At 66.1% G+C, this 17710-nt stretch carries 16 protein-coding genes and 2 pseudogenes; 7 read left to right on the top strand and 11 right to left on the bottom strand.

The genetic code is table 11. From position 1 onward, the window contains the following. Positions 1 to 115: 115 nt before the first annotated feature. Positions 116 to 484 (top strand): annotated as a pseudogene (locus tag BKH20_RS11920) (L-serine ammonia-lyase, iron-sulfur-dependent, subunit alpha); the annotation flags it as partial. A 324-nt stretch (positions 485 to 808) separates the two neighbouring features. On the opposite strand, the gene BKH20_RS11915 reads toward BKH20_RS11920, so the two are convergent. The 5 genes from BKH20_RS11915 to BKH20_RS11895 form a co-directional block, all read right to left on the bottom strand. Then, on the bottom strand, positions 809 to 2614 hold the full coding sequence (locus tag BKH20_RS11915; RefSeq protein WP_075391236.1) for a carbohydrate-binding domain-containing protein: 1806 nt from the start codon (positions 2612 to 2614) through the stop codon (positions 809 to 811). A 72-nt stretch (positions 2615 to 2686) separates the two neighbouring features. Continuing rightward, positions 2687 to 3667 (bottom strand): polyphosphate polymerase domain-containing protein, encoded by a 981-nt coding sequence (locus BKH20_RS11910; RefSeq protein ID WP_075391235.1) that lies wholly within the window; start codon positions 3665 to 3667, stop codon positions 2687 to 2689. A gap of 89 nt (positions 3668 to 3756) precedes the next feature. Further along, on the bottom strand, positions 3757 to 4566 hold the full coding sequence (locus BKH20_RS11905) for a DUF4956 domain-containing protein (protein WP_075391234.1): 810 nt from the start codon (positions 4564 to 4566) through the stop codon (positions 3757 to 3759). A 280-nt stretch (positions 4567 to 4846) separates the two neighbouring features. After that, positions 4847 to 5668 (bottom strand): polyphosphate polymerase domain-containing protein, encoded by an 822-nt coding sequence (locus BKH20_RS11900; protein WP_075391233.1) that lies wholly within the window; start codon positions 5666 to 5668, stop codon positions 4847 to 4849. A 176-nt stretch (positions 5669 to 5844) separates the two neighbouring features. Further along, positions 5845 to 6711, bottom strand: a complete 867-nt coding sequence (locus tag BKH20_RS11895) for a DUF4956 domain-containing protein (protein WP_075391232.1) — start codon at positions 6709 to 6711, stop codon at positions 5845 to 5847. 680 nt (positions 6712 to 7391) lie between these two features. Here BKH20_RS11895 and nrdH point away from each other — a divergent pair. The 5 genes from nrdH (at position 7392) to BKH20_RS11870 (ending at position 10977) form a co-directional block, all read left to right on the top strand. After that, the gene (gene nrdH / locus BKH20_RS11890; protein WP_003788409.1) at positions 7392 to 7637 is read left to right on the top strand and encodes a glutaredoxin-like protein NrdH; all 246 of its coding nucleotides are present in this window, start codon (positions 7392 to 7394) and stop codon (positions 7635 to 7637) included. Positions 7638 to 7654: 17 nt separating this feature from the next. Beyond that, entirely contained in the window at positions 7655 to 8065 is a 411-nt protein-coding gene (gene nrdI, locus BKH20_RS11885; protein WP_075391231.1) for a class Ib ribonucleoside-diphosphate reductase assembly flavoprotein NrdI, read from the top strand. After that, complete coding sequence (nrdE, locus tag BKH20_RS11880) at positions 8050 to 10206, top strand: class 1b ribonucleoside-diphosphate reductase subunit alpha (protein WP_070662658.1); 2157 nt, start codon at positions 8050 to 8052, stop codon at positions 10204 to 10206. Before nrdI ends, nrdE begins: the two co-directional genes overlap by 16 nt. Positions 10207 to 10288: 82 nt before the next feature. Further along, positions 10289 to 10600 (top strand): type II toxin-antitoxin system HicA family toxin, encoded by a 312-nt coding sequence (locus tag BKH20_RS11875; protein ID WP_256693163.1) that lies wholly within the window; start codon positions 10289 to 10291, stop codon positions 10598 to 10600. Between the two features lie 98 nt (positions 10601 to 10698). After that, the gene (locus BKH20_RS11870) at positions 10699 to 10977 is read left to right on the top strand and encodes a hypothetical protein (RefSeq protein ID WP_256275234.1); all 279 of its coding nucleotides are present in this window, start codon (positions 10699 to 10701) and stop codon (positions 10975 to 10977) included. A 10-nt stretch (positions 10978 to 10987) separates the two neighbouring features. On the opposite strand, the gene BKH20_RS11865 is transcribed toward BKH20_RS11870, so the two are convergent. From BKH20_RS11865 to BKH20_RS14795, 3 genes are all read right to left on the bottom strand, one after another. Next, positions 10988 to 12079: a bile acid:sodium symporter family protein gene (locus tag BKH20_RS11865; protein ID WP_075391229.1), complete on the bottom strand. Its 1092-nt coding sequence runs from the start codon at positions 12077 to 12079 to the stop codon at positions 10988 to 10990. 124 nt (positions 12080 to 12203) lie between these two features. Continuing rightward, positions 12204 to 12929: an NB-ARC domain-containing protein gene (locus BKH20_RS11860; protein WP_075391228.1), complete on the bottom strand. Its 726-nt coding sequence runs from the start codon at positions 12927 to 12929 to the stop codon at positions 12204 to 12206. Between the two features lie 101 nt (positions 12930 to 13030). Further along, positions 13031 to 13429: a transposase family protein gene (locus tag BKH20_RS14795; RefSeq protein ID WP_256693162.1), complete on the bottom strand. Its 399-nt coding sequence runs from the start codon at positions 13427 to 13429 to the stop codon at positions 13031 to 13033. On the opposite strand from BKH20_RS14795, the gene BKH20_RS11850 reads away from it, so the two are divergent. Beyond that, the gene (locus BKH20_RS11850; RefSeq protein ID WP_075371137.1) at positions 13428 to 14912 is read left to right on the top strand and encodes a sugar porter family MFS transporter; all 1485 of its coding nucleotides are present in this window, start codon (positions 13428 to 13430) and stop codon (positions 14910 to 14912) included. The two genes, BKH20_RS14795 and BKH20_RS11850, sit on opposite strands and share 2 nt — an antisense overlap. Positions 14913 to 15145: 233 nt before the next feature. Here BKH20_RS11850 and BKH20_RS14790 read toward each other — a convergent pair whose 3' ends face one another. From BKH20_RS14790 to BKH20_RS15075, 3 genes and pseudogenes are all read right to left on the bottom strand, one after another. Continuing rightward, positions 15146 to 15454, bottom strand: coding sequence for a HigA family addiction module antitoxin (locus tag BKH20_RS14790; protein ID WP_075391227.1), 309 nt, complete (start codon positions 15452 to 15454; stop codon positions 15146 to 15148). A gap of 160 nt (positions 15455 to 15614) precedes the next feature. Continuing rightward, entirely contained in the window at positions 15615 to 16211 is a 597-nt protein-coding gene (locus tag BKH20_RS14785; protein WP_256693161.1) for a hypothetical protein, read from the bottom strand. Between the two features lie 60 nt (positions 16212 to 16271). Further along, positions 16272 to 17303: pseudogene (locus BKH20_RS15075) on the bottom strand (S8 family peptidase); the annotation flags it as partial. Positions 17304 to 17710 lie beyond the last annotated feature (407 nt).

The following is a 17710-nucleotide window of genomic DNA, read 5'->3' as shown; positions in this document are numbered from 1 at the left end:
CTGAACGCATATTCGCAGGTGAGAAGCCTGCCGGTAGAGACCAGACGAACGACTTGCGTATGAAAAGTCGCCAATCGTGACACCGAAGGCCTATTTGGGGCTGAGATCGCAAAGCTCGGGGGCCGAGGTGGGCTGCCAGGGGGAGGTCGGGTCGGCCTCCTCGATGGCGGCCGCCGGCCTGGCCGAGGCCCTGAGCGGGACGCCCGCTCAGGTGGAGAACGCCGCTGAGATCGCCATGGAGCACAACCTGGGGCTCACCTGCGATCCGGTGGGTGGACTCGTCCAGATCCCCTGCATCGAGCGCAACGCGGTGGCCGCGGTCAAGGCCATTAACGCCGCCCGCATGGCCCTGTGGGGCGAGGGCCGGCACGCCGTCAGCCTCGATACCGTCATTGAGACGATGCGCCAGACCGGCGAGGACATGCTCGCCAAGTACAAGGAGACCCCCCGCGGCGGCCTGGCCGTCAACGTCGTGGAGTGCTGAATAAGTCGCTCTGCAGGAGATAGAGGCGACCATAGGGGCGGTGGTGAGCGCCGAGTCGTCGAGGTCGTACCTTATGCCTCGCGTTCGTACCCTTAACCCCCGAACGCAAGGCCTACCCTACGAACGCGACGGCGGCCTACGCTGTGTTGTCTCATGACATCTGAGACACTGAGGCTTATTTACAGCGTCCGCCGAAGGTGCTGTGACCTGCGCAGATGTCGGCGCCGGCTAGTCCTGTGAATAAGCCTCCTCGACCTATCGTGAACCGACGCGCTTCGGGGGCCGCAGCGTTGCGCTGCGGCCCCCTTCAGTGTCCAGCCCGGGTCAGCTGCTCTGGGCGGTGCTGGACTGACTGCCGGACTGGCTGTTCTGGTTGCTCTGGCTGCCGGACTGCTGGCCGTTGGACTGCTGCCCGCTACCGGGCTGCTGGCCCTGGCCGCCGCCGGGCTGACCGCCCTGACCGCCCTGGCCTCCCTGACCACCGGCGCCACCACCCATGGGGCCGCCCGTCCCGGCCGACAGCGCCGAGGCCGTCCCCGTCGCCGAGCCGCCCGACGACGTCGCCACCGTGTACTGCTGGCCCTCGGTGAGCCCCAGCACCGTGATCGCCTCAGCCGTGAAGTCCACCTTGAGCGAGGCCACCTGCGAGCCGGAAGCATCCGTGACGGTGAGCGTGTCCCCCGCGCTCACCGACGGCGAGCCCGTCACCCCCACGAGCTGGCTCTCGCCGTTGGCGTCCACCGAGCCGTCCATCGCGCCGGCCTGACCCGAAATCACCACGATCCCGCCCTTGACGTAGGCCGAGCCGTTGGAGTCGATACCGTCGGAGGAGGCGTAGGAGACCTCCACCTCGCCGCCGCTGATCGTCAGCACCGAGCCGTCGTCGGACTCGGAGTCGGCATTCTCATGCCCCTCGATGACGTGGTCGCCGTTGGAGGCGTTGATTCCGTCGTCGCCGGCCGCGATGGACAGCTCCCCGCCGGCCACGTTGATGAACGCCGCCTGCAGCCCCTCATCGGCCGCGTTGACGGTGACCTTCCCGGAGTCCTGCGTGTAGCTCACCCCGGCGTTGATGCCCTTGGGCGAGGGCGTCGAGGAGTCCGTCGTCGACTCCTGCCCGGGCGGGGCCTGCTCCTCAACGGTGGCGTTGGCCTGGCCGCCGCCGGCCGTGATCGTCAGGGTCGTGTCCTTGACGGTGACGTCCGTGGTCGCCGAGATCGCGTCGTCGGTGGAGGTCAGCGTGATGCTCGCCTTGCCCAGGGAGACGAAGCCCTTCGTCTCATCATCGCCCTCACTGGACTTCAGGGCGTCGTCTCCGGCCTCCACCGTCAGAGTCCCGGACTCGACCACCAGGTAGTCCTTGCCGCGCAGGCCGTCGTCGGCGGCCTTGACCTTGATGGTGGTGCTGCCGGTGATGATGAGGCCGTTCTTGGAGGAGATGCCGTCCTTGTAGGAGCCGGTCACGTCCAGCTGGCCGGTCCCGGTGACGGTGAGGGTGTCGGAGGAGAACAGGGCCGCGGTGGCCTCCTGCCCCGAGGCGTAGCTCGCACCGTCGGTCAGCGTGTTCTTGGAGTCCTTGGCCAGGACCACGATCGCGTTGCCGGCGTCCTGGATGTCGATGGCCGGCCCGTCCGAGCTCGTGATGCTCGCGCCGCTGAGGACCAGGCGCACGTCCGCCTTGGGGGCGTTGACGACGATCCGCCCGTTGCTGAGCTCGCCGCTGATGACGTAGGTGCCACCGCCGCTGATGGTGACGGTGCCCCCATCGACCTTCACGTTGCTCGACGCCGACCCGCTGGCCGAGGCCGACGACCCCGACAGCGTGATCGTGGTGGCCGACGACGTGTCCGGGGTCCCGGCGTCGTCCGCGGAGCTCGAGGCGTCCTGCACCGAGGCGTTCGCCCCCAGGATGTCGGAGACGCTCGCGCCGGTCGACGCCTTGGCGACCGACGAGGAGATCGTCGTCCACGTCGTGCCCGACTCACTCGAGCTCGAGGCGCTGGCGTTGCTGGAGGCCGAGGAGGTCGAGCAGCCGGCCGCCAAGGCGATCGTGGCCAGGAACGCGACGGCTCCGGTCGCACGACGGCGGAGTCGGTGGAGGGGCGTGGTCGTCGTCTTGGTGGTCTTCATGGTGTCTGGGCCTCTTCTTCTCGGGTTCTTCTCGGGTCCGGTGTCGGATCGTGGATGGTCTGGGTGCGGCGCTCAGGCGGCGCTCGCGGTGGCGCGCGTGGCGCCGATGCTCTCCAGGCTGGAGCGGTCGGTGCCGAACAGGTCGGCGAGCTCGTGGGTCAGGGTCCGGTACCACCGGTTGGCGGGCAGCTCGGGGTGGAGCAGCGCCATGCCGGTGGCGTACTTCGAGATGCGGGTGGGGCGGTGGCCGGCGTCCCACAGGGCGCGGTCCGCAGGTGAGGGTGTGGCCGGGTTCTTCGTCTCGACGACGGCGACACCCGCTACCGCCACCGGCTCGCCGTCGTCGATGGCTGCGGTCAGGTGGGCCGGGCGCAGGGCCTGCGGGGCCCCGGCGCCGATGGCGGTCCTCGCGGGGACCTCTGGTGTCAGGCGCCGCCAGGTCAGGGCCGTGTCGATGGTGGCCCGGGCCTCGGCCTCAGGCAGGTGCAGGGTGGTGCGCTCATAGGTGGTGGCCAGCACCGGCCGCAGCGCGGCGGCGACCTGCTGGGCCGCGGCCGGGCCGGTGACCCCCGTGCTCGCCAGGCAGGCGGCCACGAAGGCGCGCCCCGGGCCGGTGAGGCGGGAGGCGTCGTCGGGGTGGTAGCCCATGCGCCGCTTGACGGTGGTGCCGCGTGCGCCACGGGTCTTGACCTCCAGGAAGCACAGGCCGGAGTCCAGGTAGGTGCGGGTGCGCACCTTGAAGCGCCGACGCCGCTTGCGAGCCGCGAGCATGAAGGCCTCCAGCCCCGGGGTGTCGAAGTAGGTTGAGGCGTAGGAGAAGCGGCGCCTCCCGTCGATGTCCAGGACCCGGGCGTCGGAGGTGAGGCCGTCCACGAGGCTCTGCGCGCGCTCCAGTGGCACCAGGTACTTGCGGTCCACCCGGGTCAGCAGGCCGGCGGCGCCGTTGAGCTCGGCGAGACTGGTGGAGGCCAGGTGGTCGGCGCTCAGGGGGGCCGACGTCGGAGCCTGAGGCGCCACGCAGGAGGCTGCCGGGGAGGGGCTCGCGGTCGTCATCGAGATCCTTGTCGAGATCGTCGTCGAAGTCATCATCGGGGGTCCTTGTCTGTCCTGGCCTGTCCTGTCGGGCTCGTTCGGGCCAGCGGTCAGCGCGAAGCCACGGCCGCGGGTGAGGCCGCCTGGCTGCTGGAGCGAGTGACGTATTGGGCGGCCGGCGCCATGGTGAGGGGCTGGGCCTGGACGGCCTGGGGGCGGGCGCCGGTCTGCGCGGCGTTCAGGCGCGTGCCGTTCCAGGCCTGGGCGGTCTGCGCCTCGCGGGCGACGGCGCCGACCGGCTCGGTGGCCGACTGCGCGGCGGGGACGGCGTCGTCGAAGGCCGTGGCGGTCTCGAGCTCGGCGGGGGTGTGGCGCGGCACCCGGAAGCGGACGTCGACGGTGGTGGTGTCGTTGACCAGGTCGAGACGCTGGACCTCCACCGAGCGGACCTGCCCGCCCAGGGTGTGCTCCAGGTGGGCGATGAGGGCGGTCTCGTTGGTGATGGCGTGGTCGAGGACGATCACCTGGTGACGGTTGCGGCGCATGAGCGCGGGGTGGTCGCCGATCCACAGGGCGGCGACGACGGTGCCCATGAGGGCCGCCACCATCCCGATGGGTGCGGTCTGGATCCCGCCGAGCAGGCCCAGGGCCAGGGCCGCGAAGAAGTAGGCGACCTCGTGCTGGGCCAGCTCGGTGGAGCGCAGGCGGATGATGGACAGGACCCCGAAGAGCCCCAGGCCCAGGCCGGCCGCGACGCTCGCCGTCGACAGCAGCAGGGTGACGGCCAGGACGCCCACGTTGACGCCGATATAGGCGGCCATGAGGTCCTTGCGGGAGTGGCGTGGGGCGTAGAGGGCCCCGACCAGGACGGTGAGGGCGGTCAGGTCGGCGGCGATGTAGGTCAGGGTGGTCAGGCTCATCGGGAGGCTCCTGTCGGGTCATTTTCGGACCGGTGACGGGGCCTGACCGCGGGGTGGGCAGCAGGGGTGCGCCCTCAGCGCGCCGCGGCGTTGTGCGGCTCCGTCCGTTGAGAAACAGTCAACGGGCGCATTCCATGAGCGCGCTGTGAACAGGGCATGGGGGAGGCATGACTTACCGCGCCGCGGCATGAGGCGGCCAGCAGCGCCTCCGCAGGTGGGGTGGGGCCCGTGTCCTTCGGAGGCGCTGGTAAGAGGTGAGGTGGAGGCGTGACGGCGCTGCTCAGGCCGCGAGCTGGCGCGACTGGACCTGACGCCAGTAGCGCCCCAGATCCCGCTTAATGGTGCGGTTCCACCGGTTAGTGGGCAGTTTCCCGTGCAACAGGGCCATGCCGGTGGCGTACTTCGAGATGCGGGCCGGCCGGTGCCCCTGGTGCCACAGGAGGCGGTCCGTGGGGGAGGCCGTGGAGGGGTTCTTCGTCTCGACGACGTTGAGGTGGCCCACGGAGACGCCCCGTTCGAGGTGCTTGCCGTCAGGGCCGAACAGGTCCCAGGTGAGCTGGGTGTCGAAGGTGGCGCGGGCCTCGTCGTGAGGCAGGTGCAGGGTGGTGCGGCTGTAGGTGGAGTCCATGACCGGGACGAGGGCATCGGCGATCGTGCGCGCCTCGTCGGGGGTGCAGGTGCCGGACTCCACGAGGCGCTCGATGACGAACAGGTGACCGTCGGGCGTGATGCGGTCGGCGTCGTCGGGGTCGTACTTGAAGCGGTCCTTGACCGTGGCCTCGCGCGACCCGTTGGTCTTGACCTCCAGGAAGCACAGGCCGGAGTCCAGGTAGGTGCGGGTGCGGATCTTGTAACGCCGACGGCGCTTGCGGGCCGCCAGGAAGTAGGCATCCAGGCCCGGGGTGTCGAAGTAGGTCGAGGCGTAGCGGAAGTGGCGCAGGCCGTCGATCTGGAGGACCCGGGCCCGCGGGGCCAGGTGGCTGATGACGTGCTGGGTGTCGCCCGGGGGCACTAGGTACTTGCGGTCCATGCGAGTCAGGAGACTTGCCTCGGAGTTGAGCTCGGTGAGGGTGATCGTGTTGATGCCGTCGGTGTTCAGCACGGTGCAGTCCTTTCCGGGGTCGGCAGTGGCGAGGTGGGGCCGGTGCTGCCGGGCAGCAGCGGTGGCGGTGGTGTGGGGAGGAGGTGGCCGCGTGACGGGCGCACGGTGGGTGCACTGGATGTGCTGGGTGCGCGGCGTTGACGCGGTGGCGCCGCAGGTGAGGCGGGCCGGCTGGGTCAGTTGTAGCGGGGCTGCACTATGGACGGAGGGTTGCCCACCTGAGCGTGCTGCTGGGAGGCGTGCTGCCGGCGGTGGCCGGTGATCCAGTCGTACCGGGGTGGGGCGGTGGCTGCTCTCGCGGCGCTGTCGGCCACGGGGGCCTCGGGCCAGAGTTGCTGACTGGCGGGCTGAGCCTGAGTAGCGGCCTGAACGGGGGCCTGAGGCGGAGCCTCCCGGACCAGGTGGGGACCCTGCACCACCTTCTCCTGCTGCACCTGGGCGGCCGGTGGCTGAGCGGGCCTGGCTGTGCGGGAGCGAGGACGCAGCCGGTAGTGGACCTCGACGATGGTGGTGTCATTGACCAGGTCCAGGCTCTTGAGGTCAACGCTGCGCACCTGGGCGCCGAGCAGGTCCTCGAGCTCGGTGATGAGCTCGTTCTCGTCGCTGATGGCCCGGTCAAGGGTGACGACCTGGTTGCGGTTGTGGCGCATGAGCGCCGGGTGGTCCCCCACCCACAGCGAGGCGAGGAGGAGGGCCATGAGGATGGCGACGATGATGAGGTGGGTCTTGATGCCGCCGAGCAGGCCCAGGGCCAGGGCCGCGAAGAAGTAGGCCACCTCCCCCTGGGCCAGGGAGGAGGAGCGCAGACGGATGATGGACAGGACGCCGAAGAGCCCCAGGCCCAGGCCCGCTCCGACGTTATCGCTCGTTGACAGCAGCAGGGTGACGGCCAGGACACCCACATTGACGCCGATGTAGGCGGCCACGAGGTCTCGGCGCCCGTGGCGCGGAATGTAGAGGGCCCCGACCAGGATGGCGAGCGCCACCAGGTCGGCACCGATGTAGGCCAGTGTCAGTGGTAGATCGTTCAACACCTGCTGCATGAGGATGTCCTTGGGGAGAGGCGGGTCGGGAACCGTATTGTTACGATAACATAACAATATGTCCGCCTATATAAATCATGCTAGGGCGTCGGTCTCGTGCTCGGTGTGAGGCTGCATACCCTGAACGGCCTCCTTGCGTCCCGCGGCGTCTCCCGGCTTCGTGTTGTAGGTGTGAGGTGCTGGTCAGAACAATCGCCTTCAACTACTTTCGGTCTCGACTGCTTGCTGGGTGTTCGCTGGATGTGGCGACACGCCGAACGGGCGTGTCTGAGGGGGTGAATTCTGCGTCTCCGTCCCCAGGGCTGGGGGTAGAGCGCCGACGACGACCGGCCCTGCCTGTGGTTAAGGCTCGCGAATAGATGTCGTACCCGTGTAGGACCATCGTTGTGCGGATTGCGGGGATGGGGTCGAGGGCCTCTGGCGGGGTGCTCACGGACTGTCTCCACCAGCCGTCCACAGTGAGGTCAAGGTTTTCCACAGAGGGGAGGGGTGGTGTGCACAGGGCCACGTTAGACACAGCATCTTGGGGTGATGGACCCGGATCACCCCAAGGGGTAGTGTCTTGCTCTGCGGGGCCGTTCTGGCCTCCCGTGAATGACAAGCGTGTGGTGCCGCTGGCGCAGTCCCTGTCCGGGGACGGGCCGCAGTCACCGCCACCCGATCCTGAGGAAGAGACGGACATGGCGATCACCATCTACAGCAAGCCCAACTGCGTCCAGTGCACGGCCACCTACCGTGCCATGGACAAGGCTGGCCTGTCCTACGAGACGGTGGACATCTCCTTGGACGCCCAGGCTCTCGAGCAGGTCAAGTCCCTGGGGTACGCCCAGGCTCCCGTCGTCGTCGCCGGAGAGGACCACTGGTCCGGTTTCCGTCCGGACAAGATCAAGACCCTTGCCTTGGCCGTCGAGTCTGTCGCGGTCTGAGGCCGCGGGGGCGCGCCGTGAGTAGCGGGCCTCTGCTGGTCTACTTCTCCTCCACCTCGGAGAACACGCACCGATTCGTGGGCAAGCTCGGCTTCCCGTCGGCACGTATCCCCCTGAGGCGCACGGATCCGCCGTTGACCGTGCACGAGGAGTACGTCCTGGTCGTCCCCACCTACGGTGGCGGCTCCGTCAAGGGGGCGGTGCCCAAGCAGGTCATCGCCTTCCTCAACAACCCGGACAATCGGGCGCTGTGCCGGGGCGTCATCGCCTCGGGCAACACCAACTTCGGCCAGGCCTACTGCTTGGCGGGTGACATCATCGCCAGCAAGCTGGGGGTGCCGTTCCTGTACCGCTACGAGCTGCTCGGCACCCCCACGGACGTTGCACGCGTCAAAGAAGGATTGGAAGACTTTTGGCAGACACGCTGACGGACACCGGCTCAGAGACTGTGTCCTCCCCGGAGCTGGACTACCACGCGCTCAACGCGAAGCTGAACCTCTACGACGCGCAGGGCAGGATCCAGTTCGACGCCGACCATGAGGCGGCCCGGCAGTACTTCCTCCAGCACGTCAACCAGAACACGGTCTTCTTCCACGACTTGGAGGAGAAGCTCAAGTACCTGGTTGAGGAGGGCTACTACGAGGGCCACATCCTGGACAAGTACTCCCCGGAGTTCGTCAAGTCCGCCTTCAAGGCCGCCTACGCCCACAAGTTCCGCTTCGAGACCTTCCTGGGCGCCTTCAAGTACTACACGTCCTACACGCTCAAGACCTTCGACGGGAAGCGCTACCTGGAGCGCTTCGAGGACCGCGTCACCATGGTGGCCCTCACCCTGGCCGACGGCGATGAGCAGCTGGCCCTCGACCTCGTCGACGAGATGATGTCCGGCCGCTTCCAGCCGGCCACCCCCACCTTCCTCAACGAGGGCAAGGCCCAGCGCGGGGAGCCCGTGTCCTGTTTCCTGGTGCGCATCGAGGACAACATGGAGTCGATCGCCCGCGGTATCAACTCCGCCCTCCAGCTGTCCAAGCGCGGCGGGGGAGTGGCCCTCCTGCTGAGCAACCTGCGGGAGATGGGCGCCCCCATCAAGCGCATCGAGAACCAGTCCAGCGGCGTCATCCCCGTCATGAAGCTGCTGGAGGACTCCTTCTCCTACGCCAACCAGCTCGGGGCCCGTCAGGGTGCGGGGGCGGTCTACCTGCACGCCCACCACCCCGACATCATGCGCTTCCTGGACACCAAGCGTGAGAACGCCGATGAGAAGATCCGCATCAAGACCCTCTCGCTGGGCGTCGTCATCCCGGACATCACCTTCGAGCTGGCCCGCAACAACGAGGACATGTACCTCTTCAGCCCCTACGACGTCGAGCGCGTCTACGGCATGCCCTTCGCGGACATCAACGTCACCGAGAAGTACCGCGAGATGGTGGACGACGGGCGCATCAAGAAGAAGAAGATCAACGCCCGCACCTTCTTCCAGACCCTGGCCGAGATCCAGTTCGAGTCCGGCTACCCGTACGTCATGTTCGAGGACACGGTCAACAAGGCCAACCCCATCAAGGGCAAGGTGGTCATGTCCAACCTGTGCTCCGAGATCCTTCAGGTCTCCGAGCCCAGCGAGCTCAACGAGGACCTCACCTACGCCCACGTGGGCAAGGACATCTCCTGCAACCTGGGCAGCCTCAACATCGCCAAGACGATGGACTCCCCGGACTTCGCCCGCACAATCCGCACCGCCGTGCGCGGCCTGACCGCCGTCAGCGACCAGACCCACCTGCCCAGCGTGCCCTCGATCGACCGGGGCAACCACGAGTCGCACGCCATCGGCCTGGGGCAGATGAACCTCCACGGCTTCCTGGCGCGTGAGCGCATCCACTACGGCTCCGAGGAGGGCCTGGACTTCACCAACGTCTACTTCGCCAGCGTCCTGTTCGCCGCCCTGACGGCGTCGAACGAGATGGCCGTGGAGCGTGGGGAGAGCTTCGTGGGCTTCGAGGACTCGACCTATGCCAGCGGCGAGTTCTTCGAGAAGTACGTGACCCAGGACTTCGTGCCGGTCACCGAGCGCGTCAAGGAGATCTTCGCGGCCTCCAGCGTGCACGTGCCCACACGTGAGGACTGGGCCGAGCTGGCCGAGAAGGTCAAGAAGGGCGGCCTGTACAACCGCAACCTGCAGGCCGTGCCGCCCACCGGCTCGATCTCCTACATCAACAACTCCACCTCCTCGATCCACCCGATCGTGGCCAAGGTGGAGATCCGCAAGGAGGGCAAGATCGGCCGCGTCTACTACCCGGCGCCCTTCATGACGAATGACAACCTCGAGTACTACCGGGACGCCTACGAGATCGGCCCGGAGAAGATCATCGACACCTACGCCGTGGCCACCCAGCACGTGGACCAGGGGCTGAGCCTCACCCTGTTCTTCCCGGACACGGCCACCACCCGCGACGTCAATCGCGCCCAGATCTACGCCTGGCGCAAGGGCATCAAGACCCTCTACTACATCCGCCTGCGCCAGGCCGCCCTGACCGGCACCGAGGTCGAGGGCTGCGTCTCCTGCATGCTGTGAGCCGGCCGCCGTCGGCCGCCTGCCCATGACCGACGTCGGGGCCGAGAGGACATGACTCCTCTCGGCCCCGACGTCGTGCTGGATGAGCGAGCGCTTGTTGATACCCGCTCTTGCCATCATCTACTGTACGGTGTGTAGTGGCTGTACACATGAGTTGTTTAGCGAATATACTGCTGTAGTGAAGGTGCGAGAGCTCAACCGACGGATCGAGGCGCTGGGAGGCGTCATGACTCGTCAACGTGGTTCGCATCGACGGTACGAGGTGGTGTCGGCCGAGGGGGTTCGGGCTTTCACCGTTGTTCCTCAACATGCTGGAGAGGTGCCGGTGGGAACGCTGGCTGCAATCGATCGCGACCTTGCGCCGGTCCTCGGGAAAGGGTGGACAAGACGATGACGACGTATGACGTGACGGTGAGTCGCGAGGCGGACAACTGGCTGGCGCAGTGCGTTCAGGAACCCGCAGCGCATACCTGGGCCCCTACTCTTGCAGCGGTGCGCGCTGAGATTGTCGATGCCATCATCCTTGCGGCGGACCTGCCAGAGGGAGCCGTCATCGACGTCCGTCTTCTTCCGGACGATGGTCTGCCGGAGTACATCGTGCGGGCCCTCAAGGTCGGTAACGACCGGATGGCTCTCCGCTCCGCCGAGGCGGCCTTGCGAAGCGCGACGGAGGAGTCAGTGCACGCCATGCTGGCTCAAGGGCACAGCGTGCGCGACGTCGCCGGCGCCGTGGCGCTCACTCCGGGGCGGATCGCGCAGCTGTCCGCCTAACGGCAGCGGCTCACCTCGCAGCCGAGGACTCCTCGGCGCGACGGCGCAGCTCGCGCACGGTGGCATGCGGATCCTCTCCGGCCGGGAACCCGCGCAGGCGCCAGTACATGGCCAGCAGGGAACCGGTGATCGTGTGCCAGAAGGTCGCCACCGCGCAGGGTGCGGCCACCGCCGCGCTCAGGTACTGCAGGGCAAGCGTCGAACCGAGCCCCGCATTCTGCAGGCCCACCTCGATACCGATCGTGCGTCGGTCGGCCCGTGAGACGCCGAAGGCCCGCGCCACGGCGTAGCCCAGGGCGTAGCCGGTCGCATTCTCCAAGGCGATCGCGGCGAACATGAGCGGCCCCGCGGTGGCGATGAGCGGCTGGCTCTTGGAGGCCACGGCCGCCACGACCGCGGCGATCGCCACGACTGAGACCCAGGGCATCGCCGGCTGGATCCGCGCCACCTGCCGGTGGAAGAAGACGTTGCAGGCCAGGCCTGCGCCCACCGGCAGCAGCACGATCTGCACAATCGACAGCGCCATCGACCCGGCCGGTACCTGCATGTAGGTGCCGGCCAGCCACAGGGTCAGCAACGGGGTGACGATAGGGGCGAGCATCGTGGAGAAGGCCGTCATCGACACTGAAAGGGCCGTGTTGCCCTTGGCCAGGTAGCTGACCACGTTCGACGTCGTCCCCCCGGGCACGCAACCGATGAGGATGATGCCGACCTTGAGCTCGGGGGACAGCGGCAGCAGGTTCGCCACGCTCCAGCCCACCAGCGGCATGATCGCGTACTGGCTGAGCACGCCCAGAATGACCGGCTTCGGGTGACGGGCGATCATCGTGAAGTCCGGGACGGACAGGGTCATCCCCATCCCCAGCATCGTGACGGCCAGCAACGGCGTCATGTAACCGGCCAGCGGCACGAAGGTGGAGGGTGAGAAGAAGGCGGCGAGGAAGGCGCCGAACATGATGAGCGGGAAGACCGTCACTGCGATGCGGGCGCTGCGGTCCTGCCTCTTCTCGGAGGCCGCGTCGGCGGAAGCCTCGACGTCGGGGGCCGCGACCGTGGACTCCTTGGAGCGCGGTGCGGTGTCGGTGTCGGTGGGGGCTGTCATGGGATGCCTCGGATCATTGGTGGAGCATCAGCGGGGATACGCCCGGCGACAATAGTCCGAGGAGTGATACATCGCCGTCTCAGTCCACCGTACGGACACGCCTCAGGTTCCGAGGCCCGAGGCGTTATTCGAGCTCGTCGTCAGTGTCGACGTCGTCAGTGTCGACGTCGTCGGAGTCGGGTTCGTCCTCGGGCTCACGCCACACCTCGTCGCAGCGGTGGACGCTCGTGGCGATGAGGCGCGCGTTGGGCAGGTCCACGGTGCGCACCCAGTGGCCGGCTGCTAACGGGTTCTTGCCGAAGTCCTCGTGCCGGTTGATGAGTCGCAGCACGAGCACCTCCTCGGGCACGTCAATGTGGATGAGCAGGTCGATTCGCTCGCGCGCCGCGCCCCAACCGCGTGTCTCGAGCGCGAGATAGTTGCCCTCGGTGACGACGACGCCGGTCCCGCTCACGATGCTTCCGGCCGCCACGGACTCGTGGAGGTCCCGCCGGTACACCGGGACGAGGACCCGTGGGGCGCCGTCGGCCCGCACCCGGTCCAGGGTCGTCAGGTAGCCCTCGACGTCGAAGGTGTCGGGCGCGCCCTTGCGGTTGCCGCGCCCCAGCTCGTCCAGGACGGCGTTGGACAGGTGGAAGCCGTCCATGGCGACCAGCCCGGCGAAGATCCCCGCCGCTTTCAGCTCGGTCTCCAGCTGCGCAGCAATCGTTGATTTTCCCGAACCGGGAGCTCCCACAAGCCCGACGACGAGGCGCGCGGGTGCGTCGTCGGCCGCCAACCGCTGCCTGAGCTGGTCGACGAGGCTGCTGACAAGGGTGGGGGTTTCGCCCACCCGAACCGTTGGGCTCATGGAACTATTATCTCAGTCAACTAAGTGGCTGAGGCCTGGAGGCGGTATCTGTATCCATTGTGATGCTTTGCCGTTCCTCGTCTTCACGGGATCGGGCTCCGTCAGGAAAAAAACAGCAGCACCCCTCTCCTGACGATGTCGACGGCGGAAGTCGACGGGAGTTGAAGCCAGCTGAGGCAAGGCCGGGACCTCTGGTGGGCATCAACGTCTGCGGGGTCCAGGTCCTGCAGGACCCGGCGGATGGTCGTTTCCGACGGCAGGGCCTGGCCCGCCGCTAGTCCCAGGGACCGTAGGTTGGCGGCGGTCAGGTCGGTGACGTGCTCCCATATCGCCGTCGGGCTGCGACAGCCCGCGAGCACTCCGGTCACGGCCAGGGACAGGACTGGGACGAAACGGCTATTGTGATGGCGAACACGGTCGTAGTCTGAGGGAGTCCGCCATGCCGCGCGGCACGAAGTGGGTGCCGTACGCGACTCTTCCGACGTCAGGAAACACACCATGGCAGAGTCCTCTCAGTCGTCACCGTCCTCTTCCTCCCTGCCGCCGGCCACCTCCTCACCCGCCTCGACCTCGGAGGAGGCCGGCTCGACCGTCAGCCGCATCAACGCTCGCATCATCGGCATCTGCGTGGCCGCCGCCCTGGGCGGGTTCCTCTTCGGCTTCGACACGGCCGTCATCAATGGCGCCGTCGATGCCCTCTCTGACCAGTTCGCTCTCAGCGATGCGCTCAAGGGCTTTTCCGTCTCCTCGGCGCTCATCGGCTGCACGGTCGGCGCCTGGTTCGCCGGGCCGGTTTCCAACCGGATGGGGCGGGTGCCGGTCATGCTCATCGCCGCTGTCATGTTCCTGGCCTCCGCGCTCGGATCGGGACTGGCCTTCGGCGTCATCGACTTCATCGTGTGGCGTGTGGTGGGCGGCCTAGGAGTGGGGGCGGCCTCCGTCATCGCCCCTGCCTACATTGCCGAGGTCTCTCCGGCGAGCGTGCGCGGCCGTCTGGGCTCCCTCCAGCAGCTGGCGATCGTCGTCGGCATCTTCTCCTCCCTGCTGGCCGACGCCTGGTTCTCCGGTCAGGCCGGCGGGGCCGCCAAGGAGCTGTGGCTGGGGATGGAGGCCTGGCGGTGGATGTTCATTGCCGAGGGGGTGCCGGCCCTCGTCTATGGGCTTTTCGCCTTCCGGCTGCCGGAGTCCCCACGCTTCCTGGTGGCGCGCGGCGACTACGACAAGGCCTCCCAGGTGCTCTACGACTTCACCGGAATCATCAACGTCAACCTCAAGATCGAGGAGATCCGCTCCACCATTGACTCCGAGAAGCGCGAGTCCCTGTCCGACCTGCGCGGCTCAGCGCTGGGGCTCAAGCCGATCGTGTGGGTAGGTATTCTGCTGTCCGTCTTCCAGCAGTTCGTGGGGATCAACGTCATCTTTTACTACTCGACGACGCTGTGGCGCACTGTGGGCTTCCAGGAGTCCGACGCCCTGACCATCACGGTCATCACGTCGGTCACCAACATCGTGGTGACGATCCTGGCGATCCTCCTGGTGGACAAGGTGGGGCGCCGGCCCATGCTGCTGGCCGGCTCGTTCTTCATGACGATCTCGCTGGGGCTCATGGCGCTGGCCTTCTCCTTCGCCAACGTCAGTGGTGGTGAGGTGACCCTGGAGGCGCCGTGGTCACCGATCGCGCTGGTGGCGGCGAACCTGTTCGTCGTGGCTTTCGGGGCGACCTGGGGGCCGCTCGTGTGGGTGCTGCTGGGCGAGATGTTCCCCAACCGGATCCGTGCTGGGGCGCTGGCGGTGGCGGCTGCGGCCCAGTGGGTGGCGAACTTCTTCATCTCCACCACGTTCCCGACCTTCTCCAGCATCAGCCTGACCTTCGCCTACGGCTTCTACGCAGTCTTTGCGCTGCTGTCCCTCCTCTTCGTCTTCTTGCGGGTGCCCGAGACCAAGGGCAAGGAGCTCGAGGAGATGGAGGACCTGGCGGTCTGAGGCGAGCTGGAACCTACGCAGCCAGGCTCGTGATCGTCACCTTTCGCTTGAGGCTGTGCCCCCAGGCGTATTGGATCCAGCGGGCGGCACCATGGGTGCCGAGCCCCGGCACCGCTGGAACCAGTGTGAGTGCCACTCCGCAGTTGCGCAGAAGATCCTGGGCTCTCTGAATGGCCTGCACGGGATCCTCGACTGTGAGGGAGCGGAGCGCGGGAAGGGCTGCTTCCAGCTTGTCACGATCGTAGGCGGGGAAGTTTCTTAGGGTGCAGCTTCGCGTCCGCAGCCTGGCGGGCCAGAGTCGCCTGGTACCCGGTCTCATGGAGGTTCCAGATGCGGGCAGGGACACCGGTGGTGTTCTCCAGCCTGAGCGCCATGTCGTGGCTGAGGGGGGCTTTGCCTCGGAGCAGCTCGCTGATGTGCTTTCGGCTCACATCAAGTCGGCGGGCAAGCTCAGCGGCATTGATGCCCTCCTCTTCCATCCACTCCTCGATGAAGTCCCCGGTAGGCACGACGTAGTCGGGGTGTGCGGTGTACGTGGCCATGCCTGCCTTCCTTTCAGGTGCTTCGGTGGTCTAGTGGTAGTCGACGATCTCGATGACGCAGGCGACGACAGGAGTGCCGCCTTCATCGGTGACGATGAGTCGCCAGTTGGTAGTGATCCGGGCTTGGTTGATTGTCGGGGCTTGGACCTGCGTAAGCCTGTCATACCTCGATGGGTACGGCGGTGATGGGGACGCTGAGCTGTGTCGCGATCGGAGTGTAGAGATCGGCTCCCTGTGTGGAGGTGCTCAGCGAGACCAGGAGTGCGTACCGGACGGGTAAGTCACGGCGGTCGCGTCGATTGTTGTTCTTCCACCAGCCACCGACGGGGTAGACGGCGATATGGTCGCATGCTGCAAGCTCTGCGCCGGTGCCCTGCCACTCGTCCTGGTGGAGTGAACCGTAGTGTCGTGCCCGCGTGCCGAGTAGCCAGTGATTCGAGTGGCTATCTGTGGACGAGTAGTCCTCGTCCTCTTCTTCCTGAGCCTGTCGATTCACTCGCGCGAGGAAACGCTTCACGTTGATGTCGGTCGGGGCTTTGAGGTCGAAGCGGAGACCGTAAGAGGCATACGTGTACTTCCCCTTCCAGCCACGCCGCGTGGCGGAGGGCTCGATGAAGTAGGACAGCGTGATGCGTAGGCGCACGTCGGCTTCGCCAAGTGACTGAAGGACGTCGCGAGGCCAGGGCAGGGAGTGAAGCCGAAGCTCCCGCATTGCATATGTCTCATCGAAAGGGCAGAACTCGTCTTGAACCACCATGGTGACTGCACGGTGAGATGATGTGAGGACTGCTTCCTCCGTCGGTACTCCCCACCCGTAGCGACGCAAGAGCCGAGCTCGGCCGCTCTTGGTCTCGCATGCATCTAAGTGCGCGCGCATCCGCTCAGTCCACCTGGCCTCATGAACCAGAAGAGCCCGTACGGTCTCTGGCCAGTAGGAGGGGTAACGGCTCATGGCGAGCGCTGCTAGCCGTGCGGCCTGCGCAGTAGCGGCGCTCGTCGCATTGGCCGATGTCAGGTCCACATCGTTCCTGATACCGGTGGACCTGAGAGAAAGAAGAGGGTGCTTGGGTTCTGCAAAACCCTGCCTGTCCAAAAGAACATTGCCGCCCTCCAGGCATATCTCTGGCTTGATGGGCCATGGTTTGTCGTCAAATAGTAAAGAAGTTCGGCTGTGGGGGGAGAGTTCTCCGGCGGGTGCTACTAGAGAGTAACTATGAAAGCTCGGGTCGCTCGGAACCTGATCGAGTTGAGTAAAAGCACCAACCGTTAGTGCATTCCATGACTGTCCGGGATCTCGGATTGGGGACATGTCTGAGTTGTCTAGGTGATTGATCGTGTAGGAGTTCGCGTCCACGTTTGCCGCAGAGACGATAATGAGACGTTTTGCATCGGGTTCTAGTTTCGAGATGAGAGAAAATCCGTCACTGTGAACTTGAATGTCTGTGCCTACGGCGAGGGCGTCTACCGTTGCCGACCAGAGTGTCGGCCGGCCGGGGTTGGTGTCAGACTTTGTGCTGACAGGCATGCAGAAGGTGCGTCGACGAGAGGACCCAGCCTCCGGAATGGAAATCGCATGAATGGTGGCGCTGGCATAGTCACGCTGCTGAGCTCCTGCAGGAGTGGGGAAGATTTCTACAGACTCTAGGCGATGTTTTAATCTGATTGTTTGTGTTCCTAGAAGAAGATCATCCAGGTGCTCACCGTAGAGCGCAATTCCTGCCATTGATGTGCCATGGCCGTGACGATCATGACCGTTTGAAGCTGTGAAGATCGAGTGCTGGTCGCTGCTTGCTAAGGAGCCCTCGAGGAGGGTGTGCGCTCGGAAGACTCCGGAGTCGAGGTGGCACACAACTGGAGCCCCCACTTCCGCTGGAATAATCCTTGTGGAGAAATCAAGAACATATTCGAATCGCTCACTGTCGGAGAGGTCCTCGATAGTGTCAATGAACGAGGGTGTGCGAATCTCAGTGAAAGGCAGGTCTGTTACAATAAGTGTCTCAAGTTGTTGTCGTGTGGCTCGGATGTGTACGATCAGCGAGTCTCCAATTCGTAACTGTCGAGCAGAGATCTCGAGACTAAATGACTTTATAATGCGCTCGAGCAGGCCGGGGCGCTCTCGACGCTGGTCAAGCCACAGCTCCCACCAGATCGCTCCTCCGTAAGGAGGATTGCCTTCTGATGTCCACAGGTCATTGAGATACGTTTCCCGAATGTGAGAAATATTGAAGGTTATTCAGGGGGTGGTGGTGTAGGTGT

This window comes from Actinomyces oris, assembly GCF_001937445.1.
Taxonomy (GTDB): Bacteria; Actinomycetota; Actinomycetes; order Actinomycetales; family Actinomycetaceae; genus Actinomyces; species Actinomyces acetigenes.
The sequence above is the reverse complement of the archived record's forward strand: the minus strand, read 5'-3'. Positions and strand labels throughout refer to the sequence as shown.